General features: G+C 75.7%; 3 protein-coding genes. All 3 read right to left on the reverse strand.

Features of this window, described 5'->3' with window-relative positions; genetic code table 11:
* Nucleotides 1-1,936, reverse strand: a 1,936-nt coding sequence (locus AB0I77_RS50530; protein ID WP_363289771.1) for a type I polyketide synthase, incomplete at its 3' end; no start/stop codon positions are given.
* A gap of 49 nt (nt 1,937-1,985) precedes the next feature.
* Nucleotides 1,986-17,072: an SDR family NAD(P)-dependent oxidoreductase gene (locus tag AB0I77_RS50535; RefSeq protein WP_363289772.1), complete on the reverse strand. Its 15,087-nt coding sequence runs from the start codon at nt 17,070-17,072 to the stop codon at nt 1,986-1,988.
* Nucleotides 17,073-17,083: 11 nt separating this feature from the next.
* Nucleotides 17,084-21,832 carry a type I polyketide synthase gene (locus AB0I77_RS50540; RefSeq protein ID WP_363289773.1) on the reverse strand — a complete coding sequence of 1,583 codons (4,749 nt, stop codon included), beginning with the start codon at nt 21,830-21,832 and terminating at the stop codon, nt 17,084-17,086.
* Between the last annotated feature and the right edge of the window lie 15 nt (nt 21,833-21,847).

The following is a 21,847-nucleotide window of genomic DNA, read 5'->3' on the forward strand; positions in this document are numbered from 1 at the left end:
TCAACCGCGCCCGCGCCGACACCAGCACACACGCATCCCGCAACGACAACACACCCGCCACATGCGCCGCCGCGATCTCACCCACCGAATGACCGACGACGTGGTCGGGCCTGACGCCGAACGACTCGACGAGGCGATACAGGGCCACTTCGACAGCGAACAACGCCGGCTGCGCGACACCCGTACGCTCCAGCGGGGCCGGGTCGTCGCCCCACATCGCGTCCCGTACGCCGGGCGGCAGTTCGGCCAGTACCTCGTCGAGGGCCTGCGCGAACACCGGGTACCGGCCGTACAACTCCCTTCCCATACCCAGTCGTTGGGCACCCTGTCCGGAGAACAGCACGGCGAGCGGCCCGCCCTGTGCCTCGGCCCGGGCCACCTCGACCGGCTGCTCCCCCGCGGTGAGCAGCACGGCGCGGTGCTCGAAGGCCGACCGCGCGGTGGCCAGGGAGTAGCCGATGTCCAGCGCCGGGCGGCCCCCCGCGTGGGCGCGGATCCGGTCGAGCTGGTGGTGCAGCGCGGTCTCGGTGCGGGCGGACACGGGCCAGGGCACGACGCCGGGGGTGGCCGTGGGCGGCTCGGGGTCGGCGGCGGCGGTGGCCGGGGTGTGCTGCTCGACGATGACGTGGGCGTTGGTGCCGCTGATGCCGAACGACGACACGCCGACCCGGCGGGGGTGCCCGGTGTCCGGCCAGTCGGTGGCGGAGGTGAGGAGCTCGACCGCGCCCTCGGTCCAGTCGACGTGGCTGGAGGGGCGGGCGCTGTGCAGGGTGGCCGGCAGGACGCCGTGCCGCAGGGACATGACGGACTTGATCAGTCCGGCGGCACCGGCAGCGGCCTGGGTGTGCCCGATGTTGGACTTCACCGAGCCCAACAGCAGCGGCCGTTCCCGATCCTGACCGTACGTCGCGAGCAACGCCTGAGCCTCGATCGGGTCGCCCAGCCGCGTCCCGGTGCCGTGCGCCTCCACCGCGTCCACCTCGGCCGGGCCCAGCCCCGCCGACGCCAGCGCCTGCCGGATCACCCGCTGCTGCGACGGACCGTTCGGCGCCGTCAAACCGTTGGACGCACCGTCCTGATTGACGGCGGAGCCACGCACGACGGCCAGGATGTGGCGGCCGCCCCGCACCGCGTCCGACAGTTTTTCGAGTACGACGACGCCGATACCCTCCGACCAGGTGGTGCCGTCGGCGTCGTCGGAGAACGCCTTGCAGCGGCCGTCGGCCGCGAGGCCCCCCTGGACGTCGAAGCCCGCGAAGGCGGCCGGCGTCGTCATCACGGTGACACCGCCGGCCAGGGCGAGCGAGCACTCGCCGCTGCGCAGCGCCTGCGCCGCCAGGTGCAGCGACACCAGCGACGACGAGCACGCCGTGTCCACGGTGACCGCAGGGCCCACCAGACCGAGGACATAGGCGACGCGGCCGGATATCACGCTGGCGGCGAGGCCGGTGCCTGCGTGCCCGGACAGGTCCTCCTTCGCGGTGTGCACGAGCCGTACGTAGTCCTGGCCGTTGGTGCCGACGAAGACGCCGGTCCGGCTGCCGCGCAGGCTCTGCGGGTCGACGCCGGACCGCTCGAACGCCTCCCACGACGTCTCCAGCAGCAGCCGCTGCTGCGGGTCCATCGCGAGCGCCTCACGGGGGCTGATGCCGAAGAAGCCCGGATCGAAGCCGCCGGCGTCGTCGAGGAAGCCGCCGCGGCCCTGGAGGTCCCAGCCGCGGTCGGCGGGGAACGCGGTGATGGCGTCGGTGCCGGAGGCGACCAGCTCCCACAGCTGCTCCGGGGTGCGCACCCCGCCGGGGAAACGGCAGGCCATGCCGACCACGGCAACCGGCTCGTGGCGTCCCGACTCGGCCTCGTCGAGACGCCGCCGGGTCTCGTGCAGGTCAGCGGTGACGTACCTGAGGTACTCGACGAGTTTCGCTTCGTCCGGCATGGTCGATGCCCTTTCCTCGGTGGGAGATCGGTGGGGGGATACGACCGGTTCAGCGGTCGGTGGGTCGGCCGATCTCGCTGTCGATGAAGGCGATGAGGTCTTCGGCGCTCGCGGCGCCGATGCGCTCGCGCACGTCGTCGTCCGCCCCCTGCCCTTCGCCGCCGTCGTCGGTGATCCGGGCGAGCAGGGCCCGTAGCCGGGCGGCGGTGCCGGTCCGGACGGCCGGGTCGAGTCGGTCCGCGGCGAGAGCGGTGGCCAGGGCGGTGTCCAGGCGGTCGAGTTCGGCGTGCAGGGCGCCCTCGGGTGGTGTCCGACCGCGGCCGAGTCGCTCGGCGAGATGCTCGGCGACGGCCTGGGGCGTGGGGTGGTCGAAGACGAGGGTGGCGGGCATGCGCAGCCCGGTGACGGCGGCGAGCCGGTTGCGCATCTCCACGGAGGTCAGGGAGTCGAAGCCGAGCCGGGAGAACTCCTCCTCGGCGCCGATCTGTTCGGGGGTGTCGTGGCCGAGCACGCTCGCGGCCTCGGTGCGCACCAGGTCGGTGAGGTGCCGGGTGCGGTCCTGCGGGCGCAGTCCGTCGAGGCGGGCGGTGAGTTCGGCGGCGCGGTTGCGGCCCGCGGCGGTGCGGCGTCCGCCGATCAGCCCGCGCAGGACGGGGGGCACCGGTCCGGCGAACGGCAGCGCCGCGCCGGCGCGGGCGGCGGTGCGCATCAGCACGGGCCGCGCGTCGCCGCGGGCGGTGGCCGCGTCGAACAGGGCGAGGCCCAGTTCCGCGTCGAGAGGCGGGGTGCCGGAGCGGTTCATGCGCCGGACGTGGTCCTCGCTCAGCCCGCTGGTCATGCCGGCGGCGTGCGCCCAGGGGCCCCAGGCCAGCGAGTGGCCGGGCCGTCCGGTGGCGGCGCGGTGCTGGGCGAGGCTGTCGAGGAAGGCGTTGGCCGCGGCGTAGTTGGCCTGGCCGGGGCTGCCCACGACGCCGGCGGTGGAGGAGTACGTGACGAAGGCGTCGAGGTCCAGGTCGAGGGTGGCCCGGTGCAGGTGCCAGGCGGCGTCGGCCTTGGGCCGCAGGACGGCGCCGAACCGGTCCGGGGTGAGGGCGTCCAGGACACCGTCGTCGAGGACGCCGGCGGTGTGCACGACCGCGGTCAGCGGGTGCTCGGCGGGGACGCCGGCGACGAGGGCGGCCACGTCGGCCGGGTCGCCGACGTCGGCCGCGGCCAGGGTGACCCGGGCGCCGAGGGCTTCGAGTTCGTCGCGCAGCTCCACGGCGCCGGGGGCGTCGGGGCCGCGCCGGCCGGCCAGCAGCAGGTGCCGCAGGCCGTGGGCGGTGACCAGGTGCCGGGCGAGGATCCGGGCCAGTCCGCCGGTGCCGCCGGTGATCAGCACGGTGCCGTCGGCACGCCAGCGGGCCGGGCCGGCGTCGGCCGTGGCGGCGGCGTCGGGCACGCGGGCGAGGCGCGCCACGCGCACGCATCCCTCCCGCACCATGAACTGCTCCTCGTCCGTGTCCGGCAGGGCGGGCAGCACGGCCGCGGAGGACGCGCCGCCGTCGACGTCGACGAGGAGGAACCGGCCGGGGTGTTCCATCTGCGCGGACCGCACCAGGCCCCAGACCGCGGCGGCGGCCGGGTCGGTGACCTCCTCGCCGTGCGGTGCGACCGCGCCCCGGGTGACGAACACCAGGAGGGTGCGGGCGAACCGGTCCTCGGCGAGGAACTCCTGCATCAGCGTCAGCGCGCGGTGCGTCAGCTCGTGGACCGCTGCGACGGCGTCGTCGAGTCGGCCCGTGAGCGGGACGGCGATCGTCCGCACCCGCGCGTCGTCACCTTCTCGCAGTTCGGCCAGGGACTTCACTGGTACCGCGAGCGAGCCGAGGGCGACGGACGGCTCGGTGTCGTCGGGCCCGAGGAGGTACCAGGGGGTCGGCTCGGCGAAGGCGGCCGGGGCGGGCCGCTCCTCCCAGTCCAGGCGGAACAGGGAGGTGCGCAGGTCGGGTCCGGCGGCGGGGGCGTCGGCCCGGCGCTCCGCCGAGCGCAGGACGACGGTGCGCGCGGTGAGCACGGGCGCGCCGGAGGGGTCGGCGGCGAGGAGTTCGCGGCTGTCGCCGCTGCCGGTCAGCCGTATCCGCAGTTCGGTGGCCGATACGGCGTGCAGGGACACGTCACCCCAGCGGACGGCGAGCAGCCGCTCGGGCTCCGTCTCCTCGGCCCCGGTGACGAGGTGCGCGGCGTGCAGGGCGGCGTCCAGGAGGACCGGGTGCATTCCGAACCCGGCGTGTTCGCCGGTCTCCTTGGGCAGCGCGACCTCGGCGTACAGGTCGTCGCCGTGCCGCCAGGCGGCGCGCAGGGCGCGGGCGGCCAGGCCGTGCTCCAGCCCGGCGTCGGCGAGCCGGTCGTACAGGTCGTCGACGGCCAGCTCGGTGGCGTCGGGTGGCGGCCACTGGACCGCGGCGAACCGGGTGATGTCCGGTGCCGGGGCGGGTTCCTCGCGGGTGAGCCGGCCGTGGGCGTGCTCGGTCCATGCAGCGTCCGGCTCGTGGGCGGGCCGGGTGTGGCACCACACGGGCCGGCCACCGTCGTCGTCGCACGCGCCGATGCGGAGCTGGAGTTGAAGCGCGCCCTGGTCGGGCACGGTCACCGGCTCGGTGAGGGTGAGATCGGCGACGTGCGGCGTGTCCACCCGGTCGCCGGCGCGTACGGCGGCCTCCAGGAGGGCGGCGCCGGGCAGCCGGACCGCGCCGTCCACGGCACAGCCGTCGAGCCAGGGGTGCAGGGTGCGCGACAGGGTGCCGGTGAGCACCAGCTCCCCGGCCCCGGCGACCGGCAGCGCGGCGCCGAGCAGGGGGTGGTCGGTGGCGGCGAGCCCGAGTCCGCTCGCGTCGGCCGAGCGCAGGGACGCGGTGGGCCACAGCCGGCGCCGCTGGAAGGGATAGGTCGGCAGCTCGGGCAGGCGCCGGGCGCCCGTGCCGGCGTACAGGGCGGTCCAGTCGACGGTGACGCCCTCGGCGTACAGGGTGGCGAGCGCGGTCACCGCCGACGCCTCCTCGGGGCGGTCGCGGCGCAGCAGCGGTACGGCGACGGCGGCGTCGGGCGCGAGGTCGGCGATCAGGGAGGTGAGGCCGCCGTCGGGGCCGATCTCCAGGAACGCGTCGGCGCCGGTGCCGGCGAGCGTGCGGACGGCGTCGGCGAACCGGACCGTCTCGCGCAGGTGCCGCACCCAGTACTCGGGCGAGGCGAGGTCGTCTCCCGCCGGGGCGCCGGTCACCGCGGACACGAACGGGGTGCGGGGCCGGTGGTGGGTCAGGGTGGCGGTGACGGCCCGGAAGTCGTCGAGCATCGGGTCCATCAGCGGGGAGTGGAACGCGTGGGACACCTCCAGCCGGCGGGTGCGGCGGTCGCCGAGCCGGGCGAGGACGGCTTCGACGGCGGACTCGGTGCCGGACAGCACCACAGCCGAGGGGCCGTTGACCGCACCGATGGCGACCTCTTCGGTGCGGAGCGCCGCCACCTCGTCCTCGGTGGCGGTCACGGCCACCATGACGCCGCCCGGCGGCAGTTCACCCATCAGGCGGGCTCGGGCGGTGACCAGGGCGCAGGCGTCCTCCAAGGTCAGGATGCCCGCGACCTGGGCGGCCGCGATCTCGCCGACCGAGTGTCCGGTGACGTATTGCGGCGTGACGCCCAGGGATGCGACGAGGCGGTGCAGGGCGACCTGGAGAGCGAACAGGGCGGGCTGCGCGTGCTCGGTGCGGCGCAGCGCCTCGGGGTCGTCGCCCCAGACGATGTCCCGCAGGCCGGGCGGGAGGTGGGTGAGCACCTCGTCGAAGGCGTCGGCGAACACCGGGAAGCGGTGGTACAACTCCCGTCCCATGCCCGGCCGTTGGGTGCCCTGACCGGAGAACACCAGGGCCGGGCCGCGTTCGGCGGCGGTGCCGCGGACCGTCTCGCCGTCGGTGAGGAGCACCGCGCGGTGGGCGAAGTCGGAGCGGGCGGCGAGGGAGCGGCCCACGTCGCGCGGGTCGCGGCCGCGCGCCCAGTCGGTCAGCGCGGCGACCTGGGCGTCCAGGGCCTCTTCGGTGCGGGCGGACAGCGGCCACGGGGTGACAGCGGGTGTCAGGGCGGGAGTCTCCGGCTCCGCCGGGGGTGCGCCTTCGAGGACGACGTGCGCGTTGGTGCCGCTGATCCCGAACGCGGAGACGGCGATGCGCGGCGGCCTGCCCGTCTCGGGCCACTCGGTGGTGTCGGTGAGCAGGGACAGGGCGCCCGAGGACCAGTCGATACGGCTGGAGGGCGTGTCGGCGTGCAGGGTGCGCGGCAGGCGGCCGTCGCGCAGCGCGAGCACGGACTTGATGACGCCGGCGACCCCGGCGGCGGCCTGGGTGTGCCCGATGTTGGTCTTCACCGACCCGAGCAGCAGCGGCCGTTCGCGGCCTTGGCCGTAGGTGGCGAGCAGGGCCTGGGCCTCGATCGGGTCGCCCAGCCGGGTCCCGGTGCCGTGCGCCTCCACGGCGTCCACGTCGGCCGGCGTGAGGCGGGCGTCGGCGAGGGCCTGGCGGATGACACGCTGCTGTGCGGGGCCGTTGGGGGCGCTGAGCCCGTTGGAGGCGCCGTCCTGGTTGACCGCCGAGCCCCGCACGACGGCCAGCACCTCGTGCCTGTTGCGTACCGCGTCCGACAGCCGCTCCACGACCAGCATGCCGACGCCCTCGGACCACACGGTGCCGTCGGCGTCGTCGGAGAACGCCTTGCAGTGACCGTCCGCCGCCAGGCCGCCCTGGATGCTGAAGCCGACGAAGCTGACCGAGGTGGTCATCACGGTGACGCCGCCGGCCAGGGCGAGTTCGCACTCTGAGTTGCGCAGCGCCTGGCCGGCCAGGTGCAGCGAGACGAGGGAGGAGGAGCAGGCGGTGTCGACGGTCAGGGCCGGGCCCTCCAGGCCGAACACATACGCCAGCCGGCCGGAGATCACGCTGGCGGCGAGACCGGTGCCGAGGTGGCCGCCGATGTCCTCGCGGGCGCGGGTGGCCAGGTGGACGTAGTCCTGGCCGTTGGTGCCGACGAAGACGCCGGTGCGGCTGCCGCGCAGGGCGTCGGGGTCGAGGCCGGCGCGTTCGAAAGCCTCCCACGAGGTCTCAAGGAGCAGCCGTTGCTGCGGGTCCATCGCGAGCGCCTCGCGGGGGCTGATACCGAAGAAGCCCGGGTCGAAGTCGGCGGCGGCGTGCAGGAATCCGCCGCGGGTGGTGGCGCTGCTGCCGGGGCCGGCGCCGTGCAGGGTGTCGAGGTCCCAGCCGCGGTCGTCCGGGAAGGGGCCGGTGCCGTCGCGGCCGGCGAGCATCAGCTCCCAGAACTCCTCGGGGGTACTGACGTCTCCGGGGAAACGGCAGGCCATGCCGATGATGGCCAGCGGTTCGTCCTGGGCCGGGCGCCCGGCCGGTTCGGCGATCCGGTCGGCGGTGCCGTCGTCGAGCAGTTCGGCCAGCAGGTGGGCGGCGAGCCGGCGCGGGCTCGGGTAGTCGTAGGCCAGGGTGGCGGGCAGGTGGAGTCCGGTGGCGGTGGACAGGAGTCGGCCGAGCTCCACGGCGGTGAGCGAGTCCATGCCCAGCCGGCCGAACTCGTGGTCGGGGTCGATCTCGTCGCGGCCTCGGTGGCCGAGCACGACGGCCGTCTCGGCGCGCACCAGCCCCAGCAGGTGCCGACGTCGCTCGTCCGGGCCGAGGGCGACGAGCCGCGCGACGAGCGCCTCGCGGGAGGCGGAGCCGTCCGTGGCCGGTTCGGCATGAGGGGCGGGCGGGGCGACGGGACCGCCGTCGGGCCAGTACCGCTGCCGCTGGAAGGGGTACGTCGGCAGCTCCACCCGGCGTGCACCGGTGCCCGCGCCCAGGGCACGCCAGTCGACGGGGACTCCGGCGACGTGCAGCGTGGCCAGCGCGCCGACCACGGCCTCCTCCTCGCCCCGGTCGCGGCGCAGCATCGGGGCGGCGACGGTGTCCCGCGGGCTTCCGGCGAGGACGAGGCCGCTGAGCACGCCCGCCGGGCCGACCTCCAGGAAGGCCCCGGCGGCGGCCGCGCGCAGGGCGTCGACCGCGTCGGCGAACCGCACGGTCTCCCGGGCGTGCCGCACCCAGTACTCCACCGAGCACAGCTCCTCCGGCCCGGCGATACGGCCGGTGAGGGCCGACGCCACGGTGATCCGGGGGGCGCGGAACTCCAGCCGGGCGAGGGCCTGCCGGAAGTCGTCCAGCATCGGCTCCATGAGCGGGGAGTGGAAGGCGTGGCTCACGGCGAGGCGCGTGCGCCGCCGCTCCCCGAGGGCCGCCACGACAGCGGTCACCTCGTCCTCGGCGCCGGAGACGACGACCGCGGTGGGGCCGTTGACCGCCGCGAGGGACACGCCGTCGGTGAGCAGCGGCCGTGCCTCGTCCTCGGTCGCCTCGACCGCGACCATGACGCCGCCGGGCGGCAGCGCCGCCATCAGCCGGCCCCGCGCCGCGACCAGTGCGCAGGCGTCCGCGAGGGACAGCACGCCCGCGACATGGGCGGCGGCCACCTCACCGACCGAGTGGCCGGTCACGTGGGCGGTGGTGACGCCCCACGACTCCAGCAGCCGGAAGAGCGCCACCTCTACGGCGAACACCGCGCACTGCGCGTGGTCCGTGCGGTTGAGCAGCGCCTCGTCCGTGCCCCACATCGTGTCCCGGACCGCGGTGCCGAAGTGGCCGAGGACCTCGCCGAGGGCGGCGGCGAACGCCGGGAAACGGGCGTGCAGTTCGCGGCCCATGCCGAGGCGCTGGCTGCCCTGGCCGGGGAAGACGACGGCGAGGGGGCGGTCGGCGGCCAGGCCTCGGGCGAGTTCCGTGGTGCCGTCGGGATGCAGGACGGCACGGTGTTCGAGGGCGGCGCGGCCGGCCAGGGTCCAGGCCACGTCGCGGGCGTCGAGCCCGGCGGCGGCCGACCGGATCCGCTCGATCTGCGCGTCGAGGGCGGCCTCGGTGCGCGCGGAGATCACCCACGGCAGCGGGGCGGCGGCGGTCGCGGGGTCCGACCTCGGTGCGATGGCAGTCGCACGCTCCGACCCGGCTGCGATGGCAGTCGCATGCTCCGAACCGGCTGCGATGGCAGTCGCATGCTCCGACCCGGCTGCGGCAGCCGCCGCACGCTCCGAACCCGGCGCAGTGGCCGTCGTACCGCCCGAACCCGGCGCAGTGGCCGTCGTACCGCCCGAACCCGACGCGGTAGCCGCCGCACGCTCCGACCCGGCTGCGGCCGTCACACGCTCCGACCCGGCTGCGGCGGCCGTCGCATGCTCCGAACCCGGCGCAGTGGCCGTCGCACGGTCCGGCCCCGGCGCGGTAGCCGTCGTACCGCCCGAACCCGACGCGGTAGCCGCCGCACGCTCCGACCCGGCTGCGGCGGCCGTCACACGCTCCGACCCAGCTGCGGCGGCCGTCGCATGCTCCGAACCCGGCACAGTTGCCGTCGCACGGTCCGGCCCCGACGCGGTGGCCGTCGTACCACCCGAACCCGACGCGGTAGCCGTCGCACGCTCCGACCCGGCTGCGGCAGCCACCGCACGCTCCGAACCCGGCGCGAAAGCCGTCGCACCACCCGAACCCGACGCCAAAGCAGCCGCACCACCCGACCCCGGCGCGGTGGGCGGCTGTTCGAGGAGGATGTGGGCGTTGGTGCCGCTGATGCCGAACGAGGACACACCGGCCCGGCGCGGGCGGCCGGTGTCCGGCCAGGGGAGGTTCTCGGTGAGCAGCCGCACGGCCCCGCTCGACCAGTCGACGTGCCGGGACGGCGGGTCGGCGTGCAGGGTGCGCGGCAGGACTCCGTGCCGCATCGCCATCACGGTCTTGATGAGGCCCGCGGCGCCCGCGGCGGCCTGGGTGTGGCCGAGGTTGGACTTCACCGAGCCGAGCAGCAGCGGCCGTTCGCGGTCCTGGCCGTAGGTGGCGAGCAGGGCCTGGGCCTCGATCGGGTCGCCGAGAGCGGTCCCGGTGCCGTGCGCCTCCACGACGTCCACGTCGGCGGGGGTGAGCCCGGCGCCCGCGAGGGCCTGGCGGATGACCTGCTGCTGGGAGGGGCCGTTGGGCGCGGTGAGCCCGTTGGAGGCGCCGTCCTGGTTGACCGCCGAGCCCCGCACGACGGCCAGCACCTCGTGCCCGTTGCGTACGGCGTCCGACAGCCGCTCCACGACGAGAACGGCGACGCCCTCGGACCAGCCGGTCCCGTCGGCGCCGTCACCGAAGGCCTTGCAGCGGCCGTCCGTGGCGAGGCCACCCATGCGGGAGAACCCGGCGAAGCCCATGGGGGTGGACATCACGGTGACCGCTCCGACGAGGGCGAGAGAGCACTCGCCGCCGCGCAACGCCTGCCCGGCGAGGTGCAGGGCGACGAGCGACGACGAGCAGGCGGTGTCGACGGTCAAGGCCGGGCCCTCCAGCCCGAACACGTACGCCAGACGCCCCGAGGCGACGCTGGTGTTGAGGCCGGTGGTGGCGTGGGCCTCGACGTCGACGGAGGACTGCATGACGAGGGTGCCGTAGTCCTGGCCGCTCAGGCCGACGAAGACGCCGGTGCGGCTGCCGCGCAGGCTGTGCGGGTCGAGGTCGGCCCGTTCGAGGGCCTCCCAGGCGGTCTCGAGGAGCAGCCGCTGCTGCGGATCCGTCGCCATGGCCTCGCGCGGGGAGATCTCGAAGAACGCGGCGTCGAACTCGCTCGCGCCGCGCAGGAAACCGCCGGCCACCCCGTCGGCCGAGGTGACGCCGGTGTGCTTCTCCCAGCCCCGGTCGTCGGGCATGCCGGAGATGGCGTCGCCACCGGCCGCCACGAAGTCCCACAGCTCTTCGGGCGAGGTGATGCCGCCGGGGTAGCGGCAGGCCATGCCGACGACGGCGAGGGGGTCGTCCGCGACGTCGGTGCCGGACGCGATCGGCGTCGCGGGGGCGTCGCCGACGACGCCCTCCTCGACGAGTTCGCCGAGCAGGTGGACGGCGAGACGGCGCGGTGTGGGGTAGTCGAAGACCAACGTGGCGGGCAGGTGGAGGCCGGTGGCGGTGGCCAGGCGGTTACGCAGTTCGATCGCGGTCAGCGAGTCCACGCCGAGCCTGCGGAACTCCTGGTCGGCGTCGACCGCCTCGCTCGTGCCGTGGCCAAGGACGCCCGCGGCCTCGGCCCGCACCAGTTCCACGAGGTGGCGGCGCCGCTCGTCGGCGGGCAGTGCCGCGAGCCGGTCGACGAGCGCACCGCGCGTCACCGTCCCGCCGCCCGCGGTACGCCGTCCGGGCCGGACCAGGCCCCGCAGCAGCGCGGGCACGGCGACGGAGGGGGGCAGGGGCGCGCCGCCGACGGGCAGCGGCGCGAGGGCGGCCGCGTCGGTGGCCAGCGCGGCGTCGAACAGGGCCAGGCCCTGTTCGGCGGTCAGTGGCGGCAGCCCGAGGGCCGAGGTGCGTCTCAGGTCGCGGTCGGACACGGTGGCGGTCATGCCGCCGCCGTCCTGCGCCCAGCCGGGCCAGCGCAGGGACAGCGCGGGCAGCCCGTGGGCCTTGCGGTGCTCGGCGAGCCCGTCGAGGAAGGCGTTGGCGGCGGCGTAGTTGGCCTGGCCGGGGCTGCCCATCAGGCCGGCGGTGGACGAGTAGAGCACGAACGCGGCCAGGTCCAGGTCGCGCGTCTGCTCGTGCAGCTGCCAGGCCACGTCGGCCTTCGGCCGCAGCACGGTGTCGAGGCGATCCGGCGTGAGGGCGTCCAGCACGCCGTCGTCGAGGACGCCCGCCGTGTGCACGACGGCCGTCAGCGGGCGCTCGTCGGGGACGGCGTCCAGCAGGGCGCGTACGGCGCCGGGCGCGGTGAGATCGCAGGCGACGACGTCGACCTCGGCTCCGTGCTCGGTGAGCTCCTCGCGCAGTTCGCGGGCGCCGGGCGCGTCAGGTCCGCGGCGAGAGGCGAGCAGCAGGTGCCGTGCGCCGTGGCGGGTGACGAGGTGGCGGGCGAGCAGGCTGCCGAGGCCGCCGGTACCGCCGGTGATCAGGACCGTGCCGTCGGGGTCCGGGGTGCGCGGCAGGGTGAGCGCGAGTTTGCCGGTGTGCCGGGCGAGGCTCATGAAGCGGAACGCCTCGGCGGCCCGACGCACGTCCCAGGTGCGCACCGGCAGGGGCCGCAGGGCACCGTCGGCGAACAGCGCGGTGAGCGCCGTCAGCATCCGCCGGATGCCGTCGGGTTCCACCCAGCCCAGGTCGAAGGGCTCGTAGCGGATGCCGCCGGGAATGCTGTCCAGGTCGCGCAGATCGGTCTTGCCCATCTCCAGGAACCGGCCGCCCGGCCCGAGCAGCCGCAGCGAGGCGTCGACGAACTCGCCGGACAGGGCGTTGAGGACGACGTCGAAGCCCTCCCCCGCCACAGCGGCGAACCGCTCGGCGAAGCCGGTGTCGCGCGAGGAGGCGATGTGGTCGTCCGCCACGCCGAGTTCGCGCAGGACGGGCCACTTCGGCTCGCCGGCGGTGGCGAACACCTCCGCGCCGAGGTGCCGGGCGAGCTGGATCGCCGCCATGCCGACGCCACCCGCGCCCGCGTGCACGAGGATCTTCTCGCCGGGGCGCAGTGCGGCGAGGTCGACGAGTGCCCGGTAGGCGGTGAGGAACGCCAGCGGCACCGAACCGGCCGTCTCCCAGGCCCAGTCGGCCGGTACGGCGGTCAACTGCCGTTCGTCCACGGTGACGGTCGGCGCGAAGCCTCCCGCGACCATGCCCATGACCCGGTCGCCCGGCCGCCACAGCCCGGCCTCGGGCCCCGCCTCGACGACCACGCCGGCCGCCTCGGACCCCAGCGGACCGGCCTCGCCCGGGTACATGCCGAGCGCGCTGAGCACGTCCCGGAAGTTGACACCGGCCGCCCGCACCGCGACCCGCACCTGACGTCCTGTCAACTCCGTTTGCTCGCAGGGCGCCAGCACGAGCCCGTCCAGGCTGCCGCGGTCGGCCACGTCCAGCCGCCACGGCCCGCTCACGGGCGGGACCAGCGCGGCGCCGGCCCCGCGGGCCAGCCGTCCGACCCGCGGTTCCCCATCGCGCAGGACGGCCTGCGGTTCGTCGTCGTCGGCCAGGGCGGGCACGGTCGGCAGCAGCGCCGCGGAGGCCTCGTCGGTGTCCACCAGCACCAGACGGCCGGGGTTCTCGGCCTGCGCCGACCGGACGAGTCCCCAGACGGCGGCGGCGCCCAGGTCGGTCACGTCCTCGGCGTCGGTCGCGGCGACGGCGCCCCGCGTCACCAGCAGCAGGCGGGAGCGGCGGAAGCGGTCGTCGGCGAGGAACTCTCGCAGCAGGTCGAGCACGTGGCGGGTGGCGGCGCGGGCCGCCTCCGCGCCGTCGCCGGGCCCGGTGACGGACACGACGAGGTGGCGCGGTGCCCGCTCACCCGGCAGCGCGTCCAGCGCCGGGACGTGCGCGGCGCCGTCCAGGTGGGCGGCGAGCCCGAACGGGTCCTCTCCGACCAGGGCCCACGTGCCCCGCGCGGCGGCCGGCACCTCGTGGACCTCGTGGGTCCGCCACTCCAGCCGGAACAGCGAGCCGGCCGGATCGGGCAGGGCGGGCGCGGCGGCCTCGTCCGGCGCGGCCCGCAGAGTGAGCCCGGCGACCGACACCACGGGAGCCCCGTGCGCGTCGGCGGCGTCGACCACGACGGTGTCCGCTCCCGTACGCAGCAGCCGGGCCCGCAGCAGCCCGGCTCCGGAGGCATGCAGGGTCACGTCCCGCCACTCGAACGGCAGCAGGCGCTCGGCGTCGTGGTCCAGGGCGGCCGCGTGCAGTACGGAGTCCAGCAGGCCGGGGTGGACGCCGTACTCGCCCGTGTCGCGGACCGAGGCGTCCAGGGCGATCTCGGCGAACAGTTCCTCGCCGCGCCGCCACAGGGCGCGCAGCCCGCGGAAGGCGGGTCCGTACGCGAGGCCGGAGGCGGCGTAGCGGTCGTAGCGGTCGGTGATGTCGACGGGCTGTGCGTCGCGCGGCGGCCACTCGGTGGCGTCGAACCGCGCCGGCTCGGCCGCGTCGGGGGCGAGCCGTCCGGTGGCGTGCAGGGTCCAGGGTGCCTCGGACCGGTCGGCGGGGCGGGCGTGGAACCACAGCTCGCGGCGTCCGTCCGCGTCCGGTCCGCCGACCTTCAGCTGTACCTGTACGGCGCCCCCCTCGGGCAGCACGAGCGGCACCGTGAGGGCCAGTTCGGCGACGCGCGCACAGCCCACCTGGTCGCCGGCGCGGATGGCCAGCTCCAGGAAGCCGGTGCCGGGGAAGAAGATCATGCCGCCGACGCGGTGGTCGGCCAGCCAGGGCTGTACGGCGGTGGAGAGCACGCCGGTGAGCACGAGGTCGTCGGAGCCCGCCACCACCATCGCGGCACCGAGCAACGGGTGCCCGACCGCTTCGAGTCCCGCGCCGGACACCTCCAGGTCACGGGCGCCGCCGGCCGGCCAGTACCGTTCGCGCTGGAAGGCGTACGTCGGCAGGTCCACGCGGCGGGCGCCGGTGCCGGCGAAGAACGCGGCCCAGTCGACGGCGACGCCGTGCACGTGCAGCCCCGCGAGGCCGGTGACGAGAGCGGGCTCCTCGGGCGTCTCCCGGCGCAACAACGGCCGCACGACGGCCCGTTCGGGCAGGCAGGCGAGCGCGGCGGCGGACAGTACGGCGTCCGGGCCGACCTCCAGGAAGGCGGTGGCCCCGGCGTCCGCGAGGGCTGTCACACCGTCGGCGAAGCGCACGGTCTCGCGGGCGTGCCGTACCCAGTACTCCGCGGAGCACAGTTCCTCCGGCTCGGCGATCCTGCCGGTCAGCCCCGACACCACCGCGAGCTGCGGGGCGTTCCAGGCCAGCCCGGTGGCGACCTGGCGGAAGTCGTCGAGGATCGGGTCCATCAACGGCGAGTGGAAGGCGTGGCTCACCGCTAGGCGGGTGTGCCGCCGCTCCCCCAGCGCCGCGAGCAGGCCCTCCACGTCCTCCTCCGAGCCCGAAAGCACCAGGGCGCGCGGCCCGTTGACCGCGGCCACCGCCACGCCGGGCGTCAGCAGCGGCCGTACCTCGTCCTCGCTCGCCTCGACGGCGACCATCACGCCGCCCGGAGGGAGGGCCGCCATCAGCCGGCCGCGCGCCGCCACCAGCGCGCAGGCGTCCGCGAGGGACAGCACGCCCGCGACATGGGCGGCGGCGATCTCGCCGACCGAGTGCCCGGCGACGAACTCGGCGCGCACGCCCCAGGACTCCAGCAGCCGGTACAGCGCGACCTCTACGGCGAACAGCGCGGCCTGCGTGTGGTCCGTACGGTTCAGCAGCGCGTCGTCCGTGCCCCACATCACCTCGCGCAGCCCGGGCTCGAAGCAGGCCAGCGCCTCGTCGAGCGCGGCGGCGAACACCGGGAACCGGGCGTGCAGTTCACGGCCCATGCCGAGCCGCTGGCTGCCCTGCCCGGAGAACAGCAGAGCGAGCTTGGGCCGGCCGGTGACGTGACCGCTGATGGTGCCGGGTCCGGTGGTGTCGGCGGAGAAGGGGGCACTGTCGTGCGCGTCGGCGACCACGGCGGTGCGGTGGTCGAGGGCGGCGCGGGTGACGGCGAGAGAGTAGGCGATGTCGAGGGGGCGCAGGTCGCTGTCGCCGACCAGGTGGGCGCGCAGCCGCTCGGCCTGGTCGCGCAGGGCGGCCGGGGTGGCGGCGGACAGCAGCCAGGGCAGTGCGCCCGGTGTGCGGGCGGGTGCCGTCGGCTCGGTTTCGGCGGCGGGCGGGGCCTGTTCGAGGATGACGTGGGTGTTGGTGCCGGTCACGCCGAAGGAGGAGACGCCGGCGCGGCGCGGGCGCCCGGTGTCGGGCCAGGACCGCTGGGTGCCGAGGACCTGCACCGCGCCGGACGTCCAGTCGACGAGGCGGGTGGGGGTGTCGGCGTGCAGGGTGCGGGGGACGATGCCGTGCCAGAGCGCCATGACCGTCTTGATGACGCCGGCGACACCGGAGGCGGCCTGCGCGTGCCCGAAGTTGGACTTCACGGAGCCGAGCAGCAGGGGCCGTTCGCGGTCCTGGCCGTAGGTGGCGAGCAGGCTCTGCGCCTCGATGGGGTCGCCGAGCGGGGTGCCGGTGCCGTGGGCCTCGACGACGTCGATGTCGGCGGGCGTGAGGCGGGCGGCCGCGAGGGCCGCGTGGATGACGCGTTGCTGGGAGGGGCCGTTGGGCGCGGTGAAACCGTTCGAGGCGCCGTCCTGGTTGACTGCGGAGCCCCGCACGACGGCGAGGATCTCGTGGCCGTGCCGTTCGGCGTCGGAGAGCCGCTCCAGCAGCAGCACTCCGGCGCCCTCGGCCCACCCGGTACCGTCGGCGCCGTCACCGAATGCCTTGCAGCGGCCGTCCCGGGCGAGCCCGCCCTGCCGGCTGAACTCGACGAGCGGTCCCGGCGTCGCCATCACGTTGACACCGCCGGCCAGGGCCAGGGTGCTCTCCCCGCCCCGCAGCGACTGGCAGGCCAGGTGCAGGGCGACCAGGGACGAGGAACAGGCCGTGTCGACGGTGAGCGCGGGACCTTCCAGGCCCAGCGTGTAGGAGAGCCGTCCGGACAGGGCGCCCGCCCCGATGCCGCTGCCGATCTCGCCGTCGGCGTCGGCCAGGGAGCGCAGCACGAGATGGGCGTAGTCCTGGCCGTTGGTGCCCATGAAGACGCCGGTGCGGCTGCTCCGCAGGAGCGTGGCGTCGAGGCCGGCGCGTTCGATCGCCTCCCAGGAGATCTCCAGCAGGATGCGCTGCTGGGGGTCCATGCGCTGCGCCTCGCGCGGGGAGATGCCGAAGAACGCGGCGTCGAAGTCGGCGACGCCGTCGAGGAAGCCGCCGCGCGTGCTGAGTTCGTGCCCGTGTTCGTCGACGCCGGCGGTGCGCAGCGCGGTGAGGTCCCAGCCGCGGTCGGCGGGCAGCGTGGACACCGCGTCGGTGCCGTCGGCGACGAGCCGCCACAGGTCCTCCAGGGAGCGCACGCCGCCCGGGTAGCGGCAGCCGATGCCGATGACGGCGATCGGCTCCGCGGCGGCGGCGACCAGCTGCCGGTTCTTCCTGCGCAGGCGGTCGACGTCCTTCATGGCGGTCCGCAGGGCGTGGACGACCTGCTCGCTGGGCGTCGTGGTCATGGCTGGCTCCGTCACTGGGCGGGCTCGTCTGTCGGGTCGTACGAGTCGTGGGGGTCGGTGGGGTCGTCGGGGCCGGCTCCGTGGCCCTGGAGTGCGGCGCGCACGAGGTCGTCGAGCGCCATGGCGTCGATGTCGGCGTCGGGTTCGGGGTCCGCCGGGGGCGCGGCGGCCTCCTGGTCCGTGGACAGGGCGAGGAGTTCGTCGAGCAGGCCGGTCTCGCGCAGCCGGTCCAGGGGCAGTTGGGCGAGCGCCGACCGGATCCGGGTGTCCTCGGGGGTCTCGTCGGGCGCGGTGGGTGTCTCGGGTGCGAGTCGTTCGGTCAGGTGCTGGGCGAGCGCCAGCGGGGTGGGGTGGTCGAAGACGAGGGTGGCGGCGAGGGGCAGGCCGGTGGCGGCGGTGAGCTGGTTGCGCAGCTCGACCGCCCCGAGGGAGTCGACGCCGAGGTCGCGGAAGAGGCGTTCGGCGCCGATGGCGGCCGGGTCGCGGTGGCCGAGGACGGCCGCGGCCCGCGCGAGCACCAGGTCCAGGACGGCCTCGGTACGGCGGGCGGGGGGCAGTTTGGCGAGCCGGTCCCGCAGGGCGCCGGCCGGTTCGGCGGTCCGCTCGGAGGCGGCGCCCTGGGGGCGGTCGTGGCCGGGCAGGCCGCGCAGCAGGGCGCGGGGACGTCCGGCGGCGGGTGAGGCGAACGCGTCCGTGGCCAGACCGGCCACCAAGGCGGTCGGGTGGGATTCGGCGACGAGCCGGCAGAGCATCTCGGCGGCGAGTTCGGGGTCCATGGGCTCGATGCCGACGCGTCGCATGGCCTCCTCGGCGGCGGCGCCCCCGGCCATGCCGCCGCCTCCCCAGACGCCCCAGGCGATGGAGGTGGCGGGCAGTCCCTCGGCCCGGCGGCGTTCGGCGAGCGCGTCCAAGGCGGCGTTGGCGGCGGCGTAGTTGGCCTGGCCGGGGTTGCCGACGAGGGCGGTCGCCGAGGAGAACAGGGCGAACACCTCCAGGTCGCGGTCCCGGGTGAGTTCGTCGAGGAGCAGGGCGGAGGCCGCCTTGGCGCGGAAGACCGTGCCGAACCGCGCGGGGGTGAGCCGGTCCAGGACGCCGTCGTCGACCAGGCCGGCGGTGTGCACCACGGCGGTCAGCGGCAGGTCGTCCGGGATCGCGGCGAGCAGTTCGCCGAGCTGCTCGCGGTCGGCGACGTCGCACGCGGCGAGTGTGACGCGGGCGCCGAGGCCGGTCAGCTCCTCGCGCAGCGCACCGGCTCCCGGCGCGTCGGGGCCACGGCGTCCGGCGAGTACGAGGTGCGGGGCACCGGCCTTGGCGAGTCGCCGCGCTACATGGGCGGCCAGCGCTCCGGTGCCGCCGGTGATCAGCGTGGTGCCGGAGGGCCGCCAGGCGGCGTCCGCGTCACGGCTGTCGCCGGGTGCCGGGACGATACGGCCCGCGAAGACGGTGCCCCCGCGGACGGCGACCTGGTCCTCGCCGTCCTGCCCAGCGAGAACCCCGGTGAGGGCGCCGAGTTCGCGGGCGTCCGGCACGGCCGCCGGCACATCGACGAGGCCGCCCCAGCGGTCCGGGTACTCCAGGGCGGCGACCCGGCCCAGTCCCCAGACGGCGGCCTGCTCGGGGGCAGGGGTCGCGTCCGCCGCCCCGACCGAGACCGCGCCTCGCGTGACGCACCACAGGGGCGCGGTCAGGTCCGCGTCGCCGAGCGCCTGGACGAGGGCCGCGGTGCCCACCGTTCCGGCGGGTGCCTCGTCGTCGCCGGTGCGGTCGTCCAGTGCCAGGAGCGACAGCACTCCGGCGAATCCGCCGCCGTACGTCCGTATACGGGCGGCCAGTTCGGCCCGGTCCGTGCTCTCGGCGCGCATCCGCACGACCTTCGTGCCGAGCCCGTCCAGTACCGCGTCCGTCCAGGCGTCGTCGGCGCCGGACGCGGGCAGCACCGCGAGCCAGGTGCCGGTGGCACGGCGGGCCGTCGGGCCGGACAGCGGCTGCCAGACCACACGGTGCCGCCAGCCGTCCATGCGGCCCTCGGTGTCGCGGCCGCGCCGCCAGTCGAGCAGCGCGGGCAGCACCTTGGCCACAGCGTCGTCGTCCACGTCGAGACGGGCGCCGAGCTCGGCGAAGTCCTCCTTCTCGACGGCCGTCCAGAAGTCGCCGTCGCCTCCCCGCGCGTGCCTCCGGTCCTGCCGGGGCGCGGCGTGTTCGGGCCAGAACCGCTCGTGCTGGAACGGATACGTCGGCAGATCGACGTGACGCGCCCCGGTGCCGGCGAAGTACGCGTCCCAGTCCACGTCGAGACCGGCGAGCCGCAGCCGGGCCAGGGCGGTGTGCACCGACTGGGCCTCGGCGTGGTCCCGCCGCAGCAGCGGCACCGTGAGCGCGGACGCGGCCGGACCTGCGCCGGCCATGCCGAGCAGCACGCCACCCGGTCCGAGCTCCACGAGCACGGACGCCTGGCGCTCCGCCAGGGTGCGGACGCCGTCGGCGAACCGGACCGTTTCGCGCACATGCCGTACCCAGTACTCGGGCGAGCCGAAGCCGGCGTCGGCGGCGGCAAGGCGCCCGGTCAGGTTGGAGACGACCGCGAGGGCGGGCGCCGTGACGGTCAGGCCGGTGAGCTCGGCGCGGAAGGCGTCCAGCATCGGCTCCATGTGCGGGGAGTGGAAGGCGTGGCTGACGCGGAGGCGGCCGGTGCGCCGGCCCAGGTCGGCGAAGTGCCCGGTGACGCGCAGCACTTCGTCCTCGTCGCCGGAGACGACCACGGCGTCGGGGCCGTTGACGGCCGCCAGTGACACCCGGTCGGTGAGCAGCGGCCGCACCTCGTCCTCGGTGGCCTGTACCGCGGCCATGGCGCCGCCCTCGGGCAGCCGTTCCATGAGGCGGGCCCGTGCGGCGACGAGCCGGCAGGCGTCGGGGAGCGTGAGGGTCCCCGCGACGTGGGCGGCGGCGATCTCACCGACGGAGTGGCCGACGACGTAGTCCGGGGTGATTCCCCAGGTTTCCAGCAGCCGGAACAGCGCGACCTCCACGGCGAACAGCGCGGGCTGGGCCGTACCGGTACGGTCGCAAGCCGTCTCGTCCTCGCCCCACATCACCTCCCGCACGGCCGGGTCGAAGTGGCCGAGCACCTCGTCCAGCGCGGCGCGGAAGGCCGGGTGCGTGTCGTACAGCTCCCGGCCCATGCCGAGGTGCTGGCTGCCCTGGCCGGGGAAGAGGAAGGCGACACGGCCGGGGCGCGGTGCGTCGGCGCGTAGGACGCCCAGGACGTCGGCCGTGCCGGACGGGGCGGCGAGGGCGGCGAGGCCCGTCGTGAGGTCGTCGTGGCCGGTGGCGGTGAGGGCGGCACGGTGCTCGAACAGGGCGCGTCCGGTGGCCAGCGCGTACGCCAGGTCGGTGACGGCCGGGGGCGGGTCCGCGGTGATCCGGTCGAGCAGACGGCGGGCCTGGTCGCGCAGGGCGGCGGGGGTGCGGGCGGAGAGCACGACGGGCAGCGGGTGCCGTACGTCCGGCGCGGGTTCATCGGCCGGCACCGGGGGTGCCTGCTCCAGGACGACGTGGGCGTTGGTGCCGCTCGCGCCGAAGGAGGAGACGCCCGCGCGGCGCGGCCGGCCGGTGTCGGGCCAGTCGGTGGCCTCGGTCAGCAGCCGTACGGCGCCGGAGGCCCAGTCGACGTGCGGGGACGGCGTGTCGGCGTGCAGGGTGCGCGGCAGCAGACCGCTGTGCATCGCCTGCACCGTCTTGATCACGCCCGCCACACCCGAGGCGGCCTGGGTGTGCCCGATGTTGGACTTCACCGAGCCGAGCAGCAGCGGCCGTTCGCGGTCCTGGCCGTACGTGGCGAACAGGGCCTGCGCCTCGATCGGGTCGCCGAGGCTGGTGCCGGTGCCGTGCGCCTCGACGGCGTCCACGTCGGCCGGCGTCAGTGCGGCGTTGGCCAGGGCGCGGCGGATGACGCGCTGCTGTGCGGGGCCGTTGGGCGCGGTGAGGCCGTTGGAGGCGCCGTCCTGGTTGATGGCCGTGCCGCGCACGACGGCGAGCACCGGGTGCCCCTGCCGCTGGGCGTCCGAGAGCCGCTCCACGACGAGCATGCCGACGCCCTCCGCCCAGCCGGTGCCGTCCGCGTCGGCGGAGAAGGCCTTGCACCGGCCGTCGGCGGACAGGGCGCCCTGGGCGGTGAACTCCACGAAGGCGACCGGCGTCGACATCACGGTCACGCCACCGGCCAGGGCGACGGTGCACTCCCCCGCGCGCAGCGCCTGCACGGCGAGGTGCAGGGCCACGAGGGAGGAGGAACAGGCGGTGTCGACGGAGACCGTGGGTCCTTGCAGCCCGAGGGCGTAGGCGACGCGGCCGGAGAGGAGGCTGCCGGACTGTGCGGTCTCCCAGCGGCCGAGGTCGTCCGGGAGCCGGTAGTCGCCACTGGTGCCGCCGACGAAGACGCCCGCGTCGCCGCCGCGCAGCCCCGTCGGGTCGATGCCCGCCCGCTCCAGTGCTTCCCAGGCGGCCTCCAGGACGAGCCGCTGCTGCGGGTCCATCACGAGGGCCTCGTGGGGCGAGATGCCGAAGAAGCCGGGGTCGAAGTCGGCCGCTTCGGCGAGGAATCCACCGCGCCGGGTGATGCTGCCGCCGGGGCCTGCGGACAGCAGGCGGTCGAAGTCCCAGCCGCGGTCGAGCGGCATGTCGCCGGTGGCGTCGACGCCCGCGACGACGATGTCCCACAGATCCTCCGGGGACCGTACGCCGCCCGGGTAGCGGCAGCTCATGCCGACGATGACGAT

The sequence above is a fragment of the Streptomyces sp. NPDC050619 genome (assembly GCF_040654815.1).
Taxonomy (GTDB): domain Bacteria; phylum Actinomycetota; class Actinomycetes; order Streptomycetales; family Streptomycetaceae; genus Streptomyces.

Excerpts from the sequence above, each read along its gene's own strand:
- AB0I77_RS50535 (WP_363289772.1), bottom strand. The coding sequence starts at position 17,072 with ATGACCACGACGCCCAGCGAGCAGGTCGTCCACGCCCTGCGGACCGCC.
- AB0I77_RS50540 (WP_363289773.1), bottom strand. The coding sequence starts at position 21,832 with ATGAGCTGCCGCTACCCGGGCGGCGTACGGTCCCCGGAGGATCTGTGG.